Here is a 15,662-nt window from a genome sequence, read left to right as displayed (position 1 = left end):
CTGTCAGGGGCAGTACACCTGCCCCTGACACGTACCGCACGGGCTTATTTACCGCCGGTTTTTACCGGGTAATCCGGTTTTTTATCGTTGCCCGCAATGTACGGGCTCCACGGCTGGGCGCGGATCGGCTTATCGGTATTCCACACCACGTTGAACTGACCGTTCTCTTCGATTTCGCCAATCATCACTGGTTTGTGTAAGTGGTGGTTGGTGGCATCCATGGTCAACGTAAAGCCACTTGGCGCGGCGAAGGTCTGGCCTGCCATCGCCGCACGGACTTTATCCACGTCGGTGGTTCCCGCTTTCTCAACCGCCTGCGCCCACATATGGATGCCGACATAGGTTGCTTCCATTGGATCGTTGGTCACTACGGTATCGGCGTTCGGCAGTTTGTGCGCTTTGGCATAGGCACGGTAATCCGCCACAAATTTAGTGTTCACCGGGTTGCTGACCGACTCAAAGTAGTTCCACGCCGCCAGATGGCCGACCAGCGGTTTGGTGTCGATACCGCGCAGTTCCTCTTCGCCGACCGAGAAGGCCACCACCGGCACATCGGTCGCTTTGATGCCCTGGTTCGCCAGCTCTTTATAGAACGGCACGTTGGAGTCACCGTTGATGGTGGAAATCACAGCCGTTTTGCCGCCTGCGGAGAATTTCTTGATATTGGCAACGATAGTCTGGTAATCGCTGTAACCAAACGGGGTATAGACTTCTTCAATGTCTTTATCCTGTACGCCTTTGGAGTGCAGGAAGGCGCGCAGAATTTTGTTGGTGGTGCGCGGGTAGACATAGTCGGTGCCGAGCAGGAAGAAGCGTTTTGCGCTGCCGCCGTCTTCACTCATCATGTATTCCACCGCCGGGATCGCCTGCTGGTTTGGTGCCGCGCCGGTGTAGAACACGTTCGGCGACATCTCTTCCCCTTCATATTGCACCGGGTAGAACAGCAGGCCGTTCAGCTCTTCAAACACTGGCAGCACCGATTTGCGCGAAACCGAGGTCCAGCAGCCAAAAACCACCGCGGCTTTATCCTGGGTCAACAGTTGACGCGCTTTTTCCGCAAACAGCGGCCAGTTAGAGGCGGGATCGACCACCACCGGCTCCAGCTTTTTACCCAGCACGCCGCCTTTGGCGTTAATTTCATCAATGGTCATCAGCGCCATGTCTTTCAACGGCGTTTCTGAAATGGCCATGGTGCCGGAGAGAGAGTGCATGATCCCCACTTTGATGGTGTCTGCTGCGTATGCCTGTAACGACAAGCCCATGCTCAAAAAAGTGGCTGACAGGGCAAAAGCTTTCAGTAAAGAACGTCTTTTCATTACAAAACCCCTAAATGATATTGAGTGATTAAAATTCCCCGCCGGACGACGGGGCGGAACCACGGCTACGGTGAAACGGGTTGTAAACTTGCCTGCTGGAGCATGTGTAAGGTGATTTTCCTGACCTCGGCTTTGCTCTGAGAAATGTGCTCGGTCAGAATGCGCTGCGCCTCCTCGGTTTGCTGTTTCAGGATCGCCTGTAAAACACGGGCATGTTCGTTGTAGGTCGCATCCACACGGTCATTGCGGGTGAAATCAAGATGGCGAATGATGCGCATCTTTTCGGTCAACTCCACATGTACCCGTACCATTTCACTGTTGCCGCTGGCGCGTACCAGCGTGGTGTGAAATTGCTCATCCTGCAGCGATAACGCTTTGCTCGGCTCCATGCGCGGCGCGTCGATCCAGAAGCTGACCAGCGGCGCCAGATGTTCTGAACAGATGCCCGGCGGCATGCCGCACAGGCGACGCACCGCTTCCCTTTCCAGCACGATACGAAAGTCGTACAGCGCCTCGAAATAATTGAAATCAAAAGGTTTCACCTGCCAGCCGCTGCGCGAGTAAACCTGCACATACCCTTCATGTTCAAGCCAGAACAGCGCCTGCCGTACCGGGGTACGGCTGGCGGACATCCGCTCGGAAATCTCGTTTTCGCTGAAATGCGCGCCCGGCATTAAGCGAAAATCAAAGATGTCGTTTTTCAGTTCGTGATAAATGCGCTCCGCCAGACCGACTGCGCGTTTTTTACTGCCCTTTTCGCTCATCATCCGTCTCCCTTATTCCAGCCACAGCAGCGTGTCGCCGGGGCTGACCGGACGCCCCGGCTGGCAGGCTATGCGTTTAACCTTGCCGCTCTGCGGCGCGTTGATGGCCAGCTCCATCTTCATCGCTTCGACGATCACCAGCGGCTGGCCTTCTGTCACCGCATCGCCGGGATTAACCAGCACTTTCCAGATGTTGCCGCTCATATCGGCGCACACCGGCAATGCGTCGTCATCTTCGGCAATCACTTCCGGCGGCAGGCTTTCCGCTACGCTGGCCTGATCGTCCAGTTGCCAGCGCTCCACTTCCGCTTCGAAGGCTTCCGCCTGGCGGGTGCGGAATTCGGCAATGTCGGCGGCGTTATCACGCAGGAACTGCAAATGCTGCGGGAAATCAAACACCGTCTCTTCAATGCGGATGGTGGCGCGGCCTTCGCGGAAATCGTCACGCAACTGGGTGAGTTCCGCTTCACTTACCGGGTAGAAACGCACCTGGTCGAAGAAGTGCAGCAGCCACGGCTCGTTGGCGGCAAATTGCGCGTTTTTGAGGAACTTGTTCCAGATAGGCAGCGTGCGGCCCACCAGTTGATAGCCGCCGGGGGAATCCATGCCGTAGATGCACATGTACATCCCGCCGATCCCGACGGTGCCTTCGGCGGTAAAGGTGCGCGCCGGGTTATATTTGGAACTCAGCAGACGATGGCGTGGATCAATCGGCACCGCGCAGGGCGCGCCGAGATAGACATCGCCAAGGCCCAGGATCAGATAGCTGGCGTCAAAAATCGTCGCCTTCACCGCTTCGCGGCTCGCCAGACCGTTGATGCGCTGAATAAAGTCCACGTTGTTGGGCAACCATGGTGCTGTCGCACGCACCGTGTCTTTGTAGCGGCTGACCGCATCCAGCGTGGCGTTGTCTTCAAACGCCATCGGCAGATGCACAATGCGTGACGGCACTTTCATCTGGCTAACATCGCCAATGTGCGACTCCAGCTCCAGCAGCAGCGCCACCAGTTCCTGCTGGCTAATAGCGAGACTGTCATAACGCACCTGCAAAGAGCGCACGCCTGGCGACAGCTCTTTCACGCCCGGATGCGCCCGTTTGCGCAGTTGTTCCATCAACAGGTGAACGCGCAGACGCAGCGCCAGATCCAGCACGTTGTCGCCATACTCAATCAGAATGTAGTTATCCCCGGCCTGGCGATAGACAATCGCAGGCGCGCCAGCAGCGGCGGGCAGCGATACCAGCGCTGTGGCGGAAACCCCGTCGCGATCGGCAAGGGATGGCGTGGCGAATTCCGCCAGATGGCTGGCATGCAGCGTCTCAATGCTGCGCTCCTGCGCTTTTTCCCGCGCCACCGCCTCTTCCACGCTGATCGGGTAGAAGCGGATGCGATCGCCCGGTTTGACCTGCCCGACTTTCCACAACTCTGCTTTAGCGATGGTCACCGGGCAGACAAAACCGCCGAGGCTTGGGCCATCGCGGGTGAGGATCACCGGGAAGTCGCCGGTAAAGTTAATCGCGCCGATGGCGTATTCGCAGTCGTGAACGTTAGAGGGGTGCAGACCGGCCTCGCCGCCGTTTGGCCGCGTCCAGCCTGGTTTCGGCCCGACCAGCCGCACGCCGAGGCGGTTAGAGTTGTAATGCACTTGCCAGTCGCTGGCGAAGAACTCGTCGATCGCGTCCTGGGTAAAGAAATCCGGCGCGCCGTGCGGCCCGTACAGCACGCCGATGCGCCACAGTTCGCCATACTCCGGGATCAGCGACGGGCTTATCGCCTGGGGTTCGCTCACCGGCGCGGGCGTGGTGCAGGCGGCCAGTTGCGGGCGTGAAATCGGCAGCAAATCGGCGACTTTCAGCGTGCGTCCGGCGTGGCCGCCAAACTGCCCGAGCGCAAAGGTGGAGCGGCTACCAAGGTATTGCGGCACATCAATGCCGTTACGTACCGCGAGATACGCGCGGCAGCCGACCTGCGCGCGCCCATACGCCAGAATCTGTCCGGCGTTAACGGTGATCGGTTGCCATAATGGCACCGCTTCGCCATCCAGCGTCGCCTGGCAATCCGCCCCGGTCAGAGCGATCACCGCTGCGCTGTGAAATTGCAGCACCGGGCCTTGCAGGGTGAACTCCAGCCCCGCCGCCGCGTCGTGGTTACCGACAATGCGGTTGGCCAGGCGGAAAGCAAAATCGTCCATCGGGCCGGAAGGCGGCACGCCGATATCCCAGTAACCAAGGCGACCCGGATAATCCTGAACGCTGCTCCAGGTGCCCGGTTGCAGCACCTCAATCACCGCCGCGTGCGCTTCAAAACTGTCGAGCATCCGCGTCCACATGCTGCCATTACGGAAGGCTTCGCTGGCGGTGATCTGGCGCAGATAATCCAGGTTCGTGGTAATGCCATGCAGGCGAGTGGTGTCGAGCGCAGCCTGCAGTTTTGCCAGCGCCTCTTCGCGGCTGGCACCCTGTACAATCAGTTTGGCGATCATCGGGTCGTAAAATGCCGACACTTCACTGCCGGTGGTCACCCCGGTATCCACACGCACATCAGGCGGGAAAGCGACTTCGGTTAAAACACCGGGGCTGGGCTGGAAGTTTTTCAGCGGGTTTTCGGCGTAGATACGCACTTCGATGGCCGCGCCCTGCGGTGCCTGTTGCAGACGCGCCCAGTCAATCGCTTCATCCGCCGCCACGCGCAGCATGCACTCGACCAGATCCAGCCCGGTAACGCACTCGGTGACCGGATGCTCCACCTGCAAACGGGTGTTGACCTCCAGAAAGTAGAACGCATCCCGCTGCGCGTCGTAGATAAATTCCACGGTGCCCGCGCTGCGGTAATTGACCAGTTTGCCAAGCTGCACCGCCGCGCTGAGCAGCGCTTCACGGGTAGTGGCTGGCAGGTTCGGCGCCGGGGTTTCTTCCACCACTTTCTGGTTGCGGCGCTGCAATGAGCAGTCGCGCTCGCCGAGCGCCACGACATTGCCTTTGCCGTCGCCAAAGATCTGCACTTCAATATGCCGCGCGCGATCGATGCAGCGCTCGACAAACACGCCGGCGTCGCTAAAAAACTGTTCGCCAAGCCGCCGCACGCTCTCCCAGGCACCATGGAGCGCCTGCGCATCGGCGCAGTGCGTCAGACCAATACCGCCGCCGCCCGCCGTGCTTTTCAGCATCACCGGATAGCCAATATTCGCTGCGGCTGCAAGCGCTGCGTCCAGCGTGTCGAGCAGACCGGTGCCCGGCGTCATCGGCACGCCCGCCTCGGCGGCCAGCTCGCGCGCCCTGTGTTTCAGCCCAAACTCGCCAATCTGCTGTGCAGTCGGCCCGACAAAAACAATACCAACCTGTTCGCAGGCGGCGGCAAACGGCAGGCTTTCCGACAAAAATCCGTAACCCGGCCAGATAGCCTGTGCGCCCGTTTCCTGCGCTGCGGCGATAATTTTGTCGATACGCAGGTAACTGTCGCTGGCCTTTTCGCCGCCGAGTGCCACGGCAATATCGGCCTGTTTGACATGTTCGGCATTTTTATCCGCGTCGGAATAGACCGCCACGCTTTTGATACCCAGACGTTGCAGCGTGCGGATGGCGCGACAGGCAATTTCGCCCCGGTTGGCAATCAGTACAGTGTTAAACATGTTTGCTCTCCTGGCGGGCAATCCAGTTACGCCAGCCTTTAAATTCAGTAATGTCGGTGGCATCGTGCAGCGCTGCCGGTTCGCAGATAAACCCTTTCACCCAGCGTCCATCGGCCAGTTGTAGCGAACCGATACCGAGCGGCGCGGGGATCTCTGCGACAAACTCACCAAAGCGCGCCAGTGGGATATCCCATAGCTCCACCGCAATGGCTGCGCCCTGCGCCTGGCGGGCAATGCCCGGCTTGGGCGGTGTGGTGTTTGCCAGCGCATACAGCCGGTAGCACGGCGCGGTTTCGGTGGCTTCGACAAACGCGGCATCACGGGTGGTGAGCTGGAAATTCAGCGGCATGCCGCGCAGATGCGCGCCCACCACGGCAACGCGAACATGGTGTTGAGAAACCGGTAATGCCGCCGCTGGCGGGGTGAATGGCTGGCCGGTCGCACCAAGCGGCAGCGCCAGTTGCTGTTGCCAGCGCAGGCCGAAATCCGCCAGCGCGCGGTCATACCAGGCCGGAGCGATCAGCGTGATCCCGGCCGGTAAACCGTCGGCGCGAAACGGCGCAGGCAAGGCCAGTGCACAGAGATCCGCAAGGTTGGTAAAGTTGGTGTAGGTGCCAAACTGCGAGTTGAAGAGAATCGGTTCCTGCTTTATCTCTTCCAGCGTACGGATGGTGGGCGATGTCGGCACCACCAACGCATCAACCTCGCTCAGGGCGCGCTGAATTTTTTGCGTCAGCTCTGCACGCAGGTACTCCGCGTTAAAGGCATCCACCGCGCTGTAGTTCAGCCCGGCGGAAATAATAGTGTGCACCGTGGGGTCCATCTGCTCCGGATGGTGCAGCATCTCGCCGACAGAGGCGGTACGTTCCGCCACCCACGGCCCCTGATAAAGCTGCTCGGCAAGCTGGTAGAACGGCGAGAAATCAATCGGCTGCAACGTCGCGTCGCTGGTGCGCAATGCCTCCAGCGCGCTCAGCCAGGCGGCTTCAGCCTGCGTATCGCCAAAGAAACGCAGCTCTGCCGGGATGGCGAAAACCGGGTTTTGCGGGATGGCCGCTGGTGCCGTTGCCGGATTAACGCGTGAGTAAGCATCTTCACTGTCTGCGCCGCCCGCCAGCGTCGCGATGTAAAACGCATCTTCCACCGTCAGGGCAAACACCGACAGCGTGTCATTCAGACGGCAGGCGGGCAGCACGCCGGTTGCCGAGAGCCAGCCTTTGGTCGGCTTCAGTCCGACAATATTGTTAAACCCGGCAGGCACGCGCCCCGAACCGGCGGTGTCAGTGCCAAAGGCAAACGGCACCAGGCCGCGCGCCACTACGGAAGCCGACCCCGAACTGGAGCCGCCGCTGACATACGCCGGATCAAAGGTGTTCGGCACTGCGCCGTAGGGGGAACGCGTGCCGACCAGCCCGGTGGCGAACTGATCGAGGTTGGTTTTACCAATCACAATCGCCCCGGCCGCTTTCAGCCGGGCAACGGCGGTGGCATCTCTTTCAGCGATAAATTTGAGCGCCGGGCACGCCGCCGTGGTCGGCCAGCCCGCCACATCCACATTGTCTTTGACGGCGAAAGGCACGCCGAACAGCGGAAACGCATCGGGATTATTGCGGTACAGCGGCAGTAACGCATTAATTTGCGCCTGCAACTGCGCGTCGCTGGCGATCACCAGCCAGGCATTATCCTCAAGGGATAAAGCATCAATATGCGCTTTTAAAAGCGAATAAACCGACTCACTCTCCTGCCGGATGCGCTGCTGCCATGCAGCCAGTGTTTTTCCTGTCATTAACGCCATCGTTGAATTCCTGCTGGTATACAAGATGGAATTCAATCAGCAAGCGGCATGCCAGAAATTCAATATGTTGTTTTTTAAACAAAAATGCTATTTGCCGGGTGTTTTTTCAAAAACCACCTGCACTCTTTCTGAACATATGCGCGCAATAGCAGTGCAATTATTATTGGAAAAACAGATATCTATAACCAACATCAGAATATTCAATTATGGCTGTATGCGGCTATTCTTTGCCTGACCAGAACATTAACCTGCGCGAACCCTTCGCGTTATAGCGAGGAGAAAAGATGAAAGCCGCTGTCTATTTTCAGCCCGGAAAACCGGACGTATTGCGCTATATCGATGTGCCGCAACCCATTTGCGGCGCAGATGAGGTGTTGATTAAGGTTGAAGCAATCGCCCTTGAAGGCGGCGATGTGATTAATCGCGCCACCGCCGCCCCTTCTTCGCAGGGCACTGTTCCCGGCTATTCGGCGGCGGGCACCATTGTGGCGGTGGGTAAAAATGTGCAAAACCGCCAGCCCGGCCAGCGCGTTGCCACCATTGCGCTTAGCGGTTCACATGCCCAATACCGCGCTGTGCCCGCCGCATGGAGCTGGGTTATCCCTGATGGACTGGATGTGGTGACCGCCGCCGTGATCCCGGTTAGCTTTGGTACCGCCGCCTGGGCGCTCTCTTCCCGTCTTCATCTTCAGGCTGGCGAAACGCTGCTGATCCAGGGCGGTGCGGGCGGCGTTGGCGTGGCCGCCATTCAACTGGCGAAAGCGCGCGGCGCGCGCGTGCTGGCGACACTTTCCGGCAGCGCCCGCGTGGCAAAACTTCACGAACTGGGTCTTGATGTGGCGCTCGATTACCGCCAGCAGGATATTGTGGCCGAGGTGCAAACGCTCACCCAACAGCGCGGCGTGGACAGCGTGCTGGATCTGGCAGGCTCCACGCTTGAACAGTCCTTCGCCTGCCTGCGTGAAGGCGGAACGGTGGTGCTGGCCGGTAACGCTGGGGGCAGTACCCGCGCCGATTTAGCGGCGTTACAGCAGGCCAATCAGACGCTGAGCGGGCTGTTCTGGGGGCGCGAACTGGCTAACGAACAGGCCAGAGCCTCCGTCGACACGCTGCTGGCGCAGGCGCGTGATGGCACGTTACGGGTGCTTATTGATCGCGAGTTTGCGCTACAGGAGGTGGTGGAAGCCCACCGTTACGCCGAAGAGAACCGCGTGCTGGGGCGCATTATTCTGCGCCCCTGAAGGCCGTTATTGCAGGCTGACGCTAAGCCAGAACAAGCTCAACCGCGGCAGCGGAACGCCCTGCTCACTGAGCGCGTTCCGCGGTCTCTTTCTGCAAATTATTGCTGCCAAGGCCGCCGATAAACGGCAAACGCAGGCGCAGCGGCGTGAAACCCAGCCCGACATTCAGCCCCAGTAGATTGAGTTCAAACCCCTCTTCCGCCCCCAGCGTTACGCCCGCAACACCGAGCAGGGAGACCTGCACGCCGCGGCCGGAGGGTGGCAGGCCAATCGGATTGCGCAGCGAGCGGAAATCTTTGCCGACCGCATTGGCGGGCAGATCCAGCTTCAGCGCCGGGACTTCGCGCCCGATATGTGCGAGAAACGTATTGCTGTTTGGCCCAGGCCAGGCGTGGTAGGTCTGCGGCCACGGGTAAGAAGCAATCGCCGCTTCAATCTGCGGGATCATCGCTTCGGCCTGCGGGCCACGGTGATCGACCAGCAAGCGCGGCTGTGCGCCGTACCAGTAGCCATCAGGAATATTACTGTTACGCCGCACTTTATCGCCTGCGCCCCAGCTAATCACTTCGTAGCGGTTATAGTGCGTTTCACCGGCGCGTTTGAAAATGATCCACGGATGCACCGCCACCGCGCCTTTCCAGCCCCAGGTGGGTGCGGCATAAACCTGCACGATGGCGAGTTGGGCATTTTTACGCGCATCAGGCGCAATACCGGCTGAATCACGCCGGGCATCCCACCACCCTTGCTGCGTGCGCGTGTCCCGCTGGTGCATCGCCTGGGCGAGGCTGACGGCAAGGGAGAGCAGCGTGATGCACAGCAGGCTCAGGAAAAAGGTTTTTATGACGATCATGGCGGCCTGCTATCAGAAGGGAGAATTCAGCGTCTGATCATTGTACTGGTGTTTTTTTGCCCGGCAAGACACGCCGCGCTGGCGGGCCGGGGAAACAGGCCGAATAGCATAAAAATCCAAAACGCGGCGAAGCCCGAAAGAATTAAGAAGGGTTGTGTCTACCCCTCAACGGGAATAATGGAGATATGCCCGTTGCGTTCGAGAATGGCATAACGGATTTTACTCAACTCGGTAATGCCCTGATTCTGTCGCGCTGCGACCAGAATATCATCACAAGAGACATCCACTTTTTGCAGTTTATCGACAAGAGGAATGCCATTTTCAACCAGGATAACCGGCGAACCATCAATGACCGACTCCGCCCCGGAGAGATATTTTTTCACCAGCCCGAACAAAATATCGACCGCTACCAGCGTAACAATGGTCAGCATTGCACCGGTAACGGAAAAGTCGTTGCCGAGGAGCGCCTGTTGCGTGGCCTCGCTGATGATCAACAGCAGGATCAGGTCAAAACTGGTCATCTCTAATAACGCGCGGCGTCCCACCACTTTAAAAACCAGTAACAGGATTAAATAGATCGCCAACGCCCGCAGCACCATTTCCATTTTATTCTCCTACGGATAAATGAACTGCCAGAACCGGATGCCCGGTTCATCGTTAATGGCGACGGTGTTAATCGATTTTCCCGGTGTGCCCGGCGTGGTATTCAGCCACACCGTAAAAGCGCCGCTGCCGGTGATGTTGTTATAAACCAGATACAGCGTTTCTCCCCGGCTGTACATGCTGTCGGGCTGGGGCCAGACATTGCCGTGTTGATAATTCTCATTAAATGCGCCACCAAGGCTGATGACATACCTCTTCGCCGCCTGAGTTTGCAGGGTGATTTTTAGCGTCTGGGCGTTTTGCAGACGCCCGAATCGTTCATAGTGGATTTTCAGCGTCTGCTGAGCATTACTTTTGTCTGCCGGGCTAAAATAGCCGCCGGAAAAAACGCCGCTCAGCGCGGCGACAATAATCGTCAGTAACACAAAAGCCCCGGCCCGCCGAAACCCGGCTTCGAAATTCAGCGCCCAGGCCCTTTCAGCCACGCCGGGCAATGTCTCATCGTGTTTCATTATGTTCCTCGCCGTTTCGGTTTCCACAGATGAAGAGCACTATCCAGAAGCCTGGCAGCCTGGCTCGCTTTCAGTATCAGATTCAGGCGAAATCGTCGGACGGCCCATCCAGCGGGCGCAAAGGCGGGAAAATACGGGCAATTTCATCGGCAACATCAAATTCGGTTAAATTTTCTTCGGCAATCAGTAGCCAGGTCGAACCCTGTGGCGATTTCCATTCGGTAATAAAAAGCTGCGCGTCCGGGCGTAACTCGATCTTCTCTCCGCTGTCGCGCGTATAAAACTGCCCGCCGCGTTTATCGTTATCCGGCAGCGTTAACCAGAGCGCCGGGTAAACGCCGCGCCAGACTTCGCCATGGTGCTCGCCGCCCAGAACCAGATATTCCTGCATCACTGTTTTCGCCATTGACCTTCTCCACCGGGTGAACATTTATCAAGCTTACAACATAGGCCAGAAATCGCGTCACGACGCCCCTCCTTAACATCTATGCCAGGCTTAGGGGGAACCCACTTTTACAGGAGTTCCCTCTTCTGACCTCATCGCAACCATACAAAAGGAGAACGCATGACGGCATCTTCCCTTTCTGACCATGACATTCAGCTGATCGATCGCTACTGGCGGGCCGCGAATTACCTCTCCGTCGGACAAATTTACCTGATGGATAACCCCTTACTGCGCGAATCTCTCAAGCCGGAACACATCAAGCCGCGCCTGCTGGGGCACTGGGGAACCACGCCCGGCCTTAACTTTATTTATGCCCATCTCAACCGCGTGATATGCCAGCGCAATCTCGATATGATCTATATCTGTGGTCCAGGGCATGGCGGGCCTGGCATGGTAGCGAATACGTGGCTTGAAGGCTTCTACAGCGAGATTTACCCGCAAGTAAGCCAGGATGCGCAGGGGATGAAAAAATTGTTCCGCCAGTTCTCTTTTCCCGGCGGCATCCCCAGCCACGCCGCGCCGGAAACGCCCGGCTCCATTAATGAAGGCGGCGAGCTGGGTTACTCACTGGCGCATGCCTTTGGCGCGGTATTTGATAACCCGTCGCTGATTGCCGCCTGCGTGATTGGCGATGGCGAAGCGGAAACCGGCCCGCTGGCTTCAAGCTGGCACGGGATTAAATTCCTCAATGCCGCGCGCGACGGCGCGGTGCTGCCAATTTTGCATCTTAACGGTTACAAGATTGCTAACCCGACTATCCTCGGGCGCGCCAGCGATGAAGATCTGTTTCAACTGTTTCGCGGCTACGGGTATGAACCCCTGCTGGTCAGCGGCCATGAGCCGGAGCAAATGCATCGCGATATGGCGCAGGCGCTGGACATCGCCCTTGACCACATTGCGGATTTTCAGCAGCAGGCGCGCAGCCATCAGACAGCAGAGCGCTTACCGCGCTGGCCGCTCATTCTGTTGCGTAGCCCGAAAGGCTGGACCGGTCCACAGACCGTGGACGGCAAAAAGGTGGAAGATTTCTGGCGCGCGCATCAGGTGCCGGTCTCTTCATGCCGGGAAAACGATGACCATCGTCAGATCCTGCAACGCTGGATGCAAAGCTACCAGCCGGAGGATCTCTTTGATGAACGCGGTCAGTTAAAGGCGGAACTGCGCGCGCTGGCACCGACCGGTGATAAACGCATGGGCGCGTCGCCGTGGGCAAACGGCGGTCGCTTACGCCGCGAACTGGTGACACCGGCACTGCAATCGTACGCCGTAGAAGTCACCTCGCCCGGCGAAACCCAGGCGGAATCCACTGCGGCACTTGGCGCATATCTGGCAGGCATCTTCCAGGAAAATGCGGATAACTTCCGCCTTTTTGGCCCGGATGAAACGGCGTCTAATCGCCTGAGTAAGGTGTTCGATGTCACCAGCCGCACGTGGCAGGCGGCGCAAAAACCGTGGGATGAACAGCTTGCGCCCGATGGCCGGGTGATGGAGATCCTCAGCGAGCATCAATGTCAGGGCTGGCTGGAAGGGTATCTGCTCACCGGGCGGCATGGTCTGTTTAACTGCTACGAAGCGTTTATTCATATTGTCGATTCGATGTTTAACCAGCATGCCAAGTGGCTGAAAGTGACGCGAAAATTGCCGTGGCGGGCGCCCATCTCCTCGCTGAATTATCTGCTCTCGTCCCATGTCTGGCGCCAGGATCACAACGGTTATAGCCATCAGGATCCCGGCTTTATCGATCACGTTGCCAACAAGAAGGCCGATATTGTGCGCATTTATCTGCCGCCGGATGCCAACACGCTGCTCTGCGTGGCGGATCACTGCCTGAAAACCTGGGATCGCATCAATGTGATTGTCGCCGGGAAACAGCCTGCGCCGCAGTGGCTGACGCTGGATGACGCAGCGAAGCACTGTGCGGACGGAATGGGGATCTGGTACTGGGCGGGCACGGTTGAGGAAGGCGAAACGCCGGATGTGGTGATGGCCTGTGCCGGTGACGTGCCCACCATGGAGACGCTCGCGGCGGTCGATCTGCTGCGCGAATTCCTGCCAGCGTTACGCATTCAGGTGGTGAACGTCGTCGATTTAATGGCTTTACAGACCCACGATCAGCACCCGCATGGCCTGAGCGAGCAGGCGTTTGACGCCCTTTTCACCGTTGATAAACCGGTCGTTTTCGCCTTCCACGGCTACCCCAGTTTGATCCACCGGTTGACCTACCTGCGCAATAACCACGGCAATTTCCACGTACGTGGCTTTATGGAGGAAGGCACCACCACCACGCCGTTTGATATGACCGTGCTGAATGAACTGGATCGTTTTCATCTGGCGCAGGAAGCGATATTGCGTGTGCCATCGCTCCAGGGGAAAGCGGACGCAATCCTTGATGTGTTACAGGAGAAAATCGCCGCCCATCATCGTTATGTCCGCGAATACGGTGAAGATCTGCCGGAAGTGCAAAACTGGAAATGGCCGTCACAGCAAGGCAGCGACGCTGCGCCGGAATAGTGATACCGGGGCAACGCCGCCGCGCTTATGCCCGCATCAGGCGGCCATTTGCAGGCAGGCTTGCGCGCAGGTTCGACACGCCTGCGCGCACTGCTGGCAGTGATCATGCGGGTGCTTGCTGCACTCTTCAGCGCAGGATTTGCAGACATCCACGCACACCCGGCACAGCGGCTGCAGGTAAGCATTCTCCAGCGCCATAAACTGCCCCACCAGCCGACAGAGCGCCGCGCACTGGAGATCCAGCTTGATGCAATCGCGCATCATTGCCATGTCCTCTTCATTGAGACAACTCGCGGCGCAATGCTCACAGGCAATGGCACATTGATAGCAGGCATCGCTACAGGTTTTATGTTCGGTTTGCATAAATTCCTCCTTCTGTTGTCGAAGGTATTAAGTGTGAACGAAGGCTGCATTTACGCGAATTATTAATTTATCTGTACAGAAAAATAGCATTCAGCGACAGCGGAAATATTTTCCGTCAGAAACATCAGGCACTAAAAATAAATAAAAAACATTTAAAATCAATTCATTAAAAATTAAACCAAATGATTATTCACGCTATGAAATAGTAACATTCATTGACGATACAACTTAACCAGGACTATTCTGAGGGCGCTTTTCTTAATTGTTAGCAGACTAATCCTGGTAGCGAATATGCATTTGCATGCCTTCAGGATCGGTCCGGATTTCCTGTTCCTGAAGGTTTTTTTATTACTGATAAAGGTTCAACTCTTCTTCCCGGCAGCAAAAGAAGTTAACTGCACCACACCTCACCGCTTCCTCTCTCTCCCCTGTAAGATTTGTCTTAAAATGATTAATAAAACTTATGTACCTGCATTTCAGGATAATGCAGATGAGTAAACAAAAGTCAGTATTTCGGCTATTTTTCCGTCATTTCAGGCATTTTGTAACTATGGTTATTATTCAATATCTATAAAAACAAGCTATAACTTCTTTATCTGCAAAGATATATGACCGATACAACAAATCTGGAATATAAACTCAGTGACTAATTTTTCAACAAAGCAATTTTTCCCGCTTCGGTTTGACTAATTATCGATAGCGACTAACTTTAATCACGAACACCGACGACATTGAGATGCAAAATATGTCGTTTTATTTTAACCAACGAAATTGGAGAAATAACATGGCTGAACATCGTGGCGGTTCTGGAAATTTCGCAGAAGATCGTGAAAAAGCATCCGAAGCAGGTCGTAAAGGTGGTCAACATAGCGGCGGTAATTTTAAAAATGATCCGCAGCGTGCATCTGAAGCCGGGAAAAAAGGCGGTCAAAATAGCCATGGCGGCGGCCGTAAATCTGGTGAGTGATTTTTTACCACCTCGCTTCAAGCAATTTAGTTATTAGTATTTTACGGCGAGTCAAAATGGCTCGCCATTATTTTCTCTTGCATGAAAGGTAATTCACTATGCAGATTAATTCCGTTACTGATCTATTTATTCATTCGCTCTCTGATATTTACAGCGCGGAAAAGCAACTGACCCGCGCACTCTCCAAACTGGCGCGCGAATCTTCAAGCAGCGAGCTGTCTGAAGCTTTCAAAAAGCACTATGAAGAAACCCAGGGGCAGATTGAGCGCCTCGATCAGTTGGTAGAAGCTGAGCCAAATATCAAGCTTAAGCGTATGAAATGTCACGCCATGGAAGGGTTGATCGATGAAGCTAATGAAGTCATTGAAGCCACGGAAAAAGGCAGCGTACGCGATGCCGGGCTGATTGCAGCAGCACAAAAAGTCGAACATTACGAAATTGCCTCTTACGGCACGCTTTGTACCCTCGCCAGTCAGTTAGGTCTGAAAAAGGCACAGCAATTACTTGCTGAAACCTTAGAAGAAGAAAAAACCACCGATACATTACTTACCAAAATAGCCACTTCAAATATTAATCAAAAAGCTGGAAGCTAATAACCGCCAGCAGATGTCATCCCTGATAATATTATTCTTCAGGGTCAATGAGACAGCCCCAAAAAAGAGGAATGT

Annotated in this window: 13 protein-coding genes; 4 read left to right on the top strand and 9 right to left on the bottom strand. The window is 56.4% G+C overall.

Features of this window, described 5'->3' with window-relative positions; genetic code table 11:
- Window positions 1-44: 44 nt before the first annotated feature.
- The 4 genes from urtA to atzF form a co-directional block, all read right to left on the bottom strand.
- A complete protein-coding gene (gene urtA / locus CWM66_RS11770; RefSeq protein WP_007371800.1) occupies window positions 45-1,316 on the bottom strand; it encodes an urea ABC transporter substrate-binding protein in 1,272 nt (423 codons plus the stop codon).
- Window positions 1,317-1,381: 65 nt separating this feature from the next.
- Window positions 1,382-2,083, bottom strand: a complete 702-nt coding sequence (locus CWM66_RS11765; protein WP_035888544.1) for a GntR family transcriptional regulator — start codon at window positions 2,081-2,083, stop codon at window positions 1,382-1,384.
- A gap of 9 nt (window positions 2,084-2,092) precedes the next feature.
- Complete coding sequence (uca, locus tag CWM66_RS11760; protein WP_107146687.1) at window positions 2,093-5,707, bottom strand: urea carboxylase; 3,615 nt, start codon at window positions 5,705-5,707, stop codon at window positions 2,093-2,095.
- Complete coding sequence (gene atzF / locus CWM66_RS11755; RefSeq protein WP_107146686.1) at window positions 5,700-7,502, bottom strand: allophanate hydrolase; 1,803 nt, start codon at window positions 7,500-7,502, stop codon at window positions 5,700-5,702. The genes uca and atzF overlap by 8 nt, the downstream gene beginning before the upstream one ends.
- A 284-nt stretch (window positions 7,503-7,786) precedes the next feature.
- Between atzF and CWM66_RS11750 the strand changes: the two genes are divergently transcribed.
- Window positions 7,787-8,743, top strand: a complete 957-nt coding sequence (locus tag CWM66_RS11750) for a zinc-binding alcohol dehydrogenase family protein (protein WP_090396710.1) — start codon at window positions 7,787-7,789, stop codon at window positions 8,741-8,743.
- Between the two features lie 64 nt (window positions 8,744-8,807).
- On the opposite strand, the gene CWM66_RS11745 is transcribed toward CWM66_RS11750, so the two are convergent.
- The 4 genes from CWM66_RS11745 to CWM66_RS11730 all read right to left on the bottom strand — a co-directional run bounded on the left by CWM66_RS11745 (window position 8,808) and on the right by CWM66_RS11730 (window position 11,114).
- A complete protein-coding gene (locus CWM66_RS11745; RefSeq protein ID WP_007371794.1) occupies window positions 8,808-9,593 on the bottom strand; it encodes a DUF3750 domain-containing protein in 786 nt (261 codons plus the stop codon).
- A gap of 158 nt (window positions 9,594-9,751) precedes the next feature.
- On the bottom strand, window positions 9,752-10,198 hold the full coding sequence (locus tag CWM66_RS11740; protein WP_007371793.1) for a DUF421 domain-containing protein: 447 nt from the start codon (window positions 10,196-10,198) through the stop codon (window positions 9,752-9,754).
- A gap of 9 nt (window positions 10,199-10,207) precedes the next feature.
- Window positions 10,208-10,708, bottom strand: coding sequence for a hypothetical protein (locus tag CWM66_RS11735; protein WP_090396708.1), 501 nt, complete (start codon window positions 10,706-10,708; stop codon window positions 10,208-10,210).
- An 82-nt stretch (window positions 10,709-10,790) separates the two neighbouring features.
- A complete protein-coding gene (locus tag CWM66_RS11730; protein ID WP_007371791.1) occupies window positions 10,791-11,114 on the bottom strand; it encodes a hypothetical protein in 324 nt (107 codons plus the stop codon).
- A gap of 159 nt (window positions 11,115-11,273) precedes the next feature.
- Here CWM66_RS11730 and CWM66_RS11725 point away from each other — a divergent pair, with 159 nt between their 5' ends.
- On the top strand, window positions 11,274-13,664 hold the full coding sequence (locus CWM66_RS11725; protein ID WP_090396706.1) for a phosphoketolase: 2,391 nt from the start codon (window positions 11,274-11,276) through the stop codon (window positions 13,662-13,664).
- Window positions 13,665-13,700: 36 nt separating this feature from the next.
- On the opposite strand, the gene CWM66_RS11720 is transcribed toward CWM66_RS11725, so the two are convergent.
- Window positions 13,701-14,027 (bottom strand): four-helix bundle copper-binding protein, encoded by a 327-nt coding sequence (locus tag CWM66_RS11720; RefSeq protein ID WP_035888551.1) that lies wholly within the window; start codon window positions 14,025-14,027, stop codon window positions 13,701-13,703.
- A 784-nt stretch (window positions 14,028-14,811) separates the two neighbouring features.
- Between CWM66_RS11720 and CWM66_RS11710 the strand changes: the two genes are divergently transcribed.
- Together CWM66_RS11710 and CWM66_RS11705 are read left to right on the top strand one after the other, a co-directional pair.
- On the top strand, window positions 14,812-14,994 hold the full coding sequence (locus CWM66_RS11710; protein WP_035888553.1) for a general stress protein: 183 nt from the start codon (window positions 14,812-14,814) through the stop codon (window positions 14,992-14,994).
- Window positions 14,995-15,092: 98 nt separating this feature from the next.
- Complete coding sequence (locus tag CWM66_RS11705) at window positions 15,093-15,587, top strand: ferritin-like domain-containing protein (RefSeq protein ID WP_007371786.1); 495 nt, start codon at window positions 15,093-15,095, stop codon at window positions 15,585-15,587.
- Window positions 15,588-15,662 lie beyond the last annotated feature (75 nt).

Origin of the sequence: Kosakonia sp. H7A (assembly GCF_003028445.1) — a bacterium.
GTDB lineage: Bacteria > Pseudomonadota > Gammaproteobacteria > Enterobacterales > Enterobacteriaceae > Kosakonia > Kosakonia radicincitans.
This window is presented reverse-complemented; position numbering and strand designations above follow the sequence as displayed.

Bases quoted from the DNA above. Each gene is read 5' to 3' on its own strand.
- CWM66_RS11765 (WP_035888544.1), bottom strand. From the start codon at position 2,083: ATGATGAGCGAAAAGGGCAGTAAAAAACGCGCAGTCGGTCTGGCGGAG.
- CWM66_RS11735 (WP_090396708.1), bottom strand. From the start codon at position 10,708: ATGAAACACGATGAGACATTGCCCGGCGTGGCTGAAAGGGCCTGGGCG.
- CWM66_RS11750 (WP_090396710.1), top strand. From the start codon at position 7,787: ATGAAAGCCGCTGTCTATTTTCAGCCCGGAAAACCGGACGTATTGCGC.
- atzF (WP_107146686.1), bottom strand. From the start codon at position 7,502: ATGGCGTTAATGACAGGAAAAACACTGGCTGCATGGCAGCAGCGCATC.
- CWM66_RS11705 (WP_007371786.1), top strand. From the start codon at position 15,093: ATGCAGATTAATTCCGTTACTGATCTATTTATTCATTCGCTCTCTGAT.
- CWM66_RS11720 (WP_035888551.1), bottom strand. From the start codon at position 14,027: ATGCAAACCGAACATAAAACCTGTAGCGATGCCTGCTATCAATGTGCC.
- CWM66_RS11740 (WP_007371793.1), bottom strand. From the start codon at position 10,198: ATGGAAATGGTGCTGCGGGCGTTGGCGATCTATTTAATCCTGTTACTG.
- CWM66_RS11725 (WP_090396706.1), top strand. From the start codon at position 11,274: ATGACGGCATCTTCCCTTTCTGACCATGACATTCAGCTGATCGATCGC.
- uca (WP_107146687.1), bottom strand. From the start codon at position 5,707: ATGTTTAACACTGTACTGATTGCCAACCGGGGCGAAATTGCCTGTCGC.
- urtA (WP_007371800.1), bottom strand. From the start codon at position 1,316: ATGAAAAGACGTTCTTTACTGAAAGCTTTTGCCCTGTCAGCCACTTTT.
- CWM66_RS11710 (WP_035888553.1), top strand. From the start codon at position 14,812: ATGGCTGAACATCGTGGCGGTTCTGGAAATTTCGCAGAAGATCGTGAA.
- CWM66_RS11730 (WP_007371791.1), bottom strand. From the start codon at position 11,114: ATGGCGAAAACAGTGATGCAGGAATATCTGGTTCTGGGCGGCGAGCAC.
- CWM66_RS11745 (WP_007371794.1), bottom strand. From the start codon at position 9,593: ATGATCGTCATAAAAACCTTTTTCCTGAGCCTGCTGTGCATCACGCTG.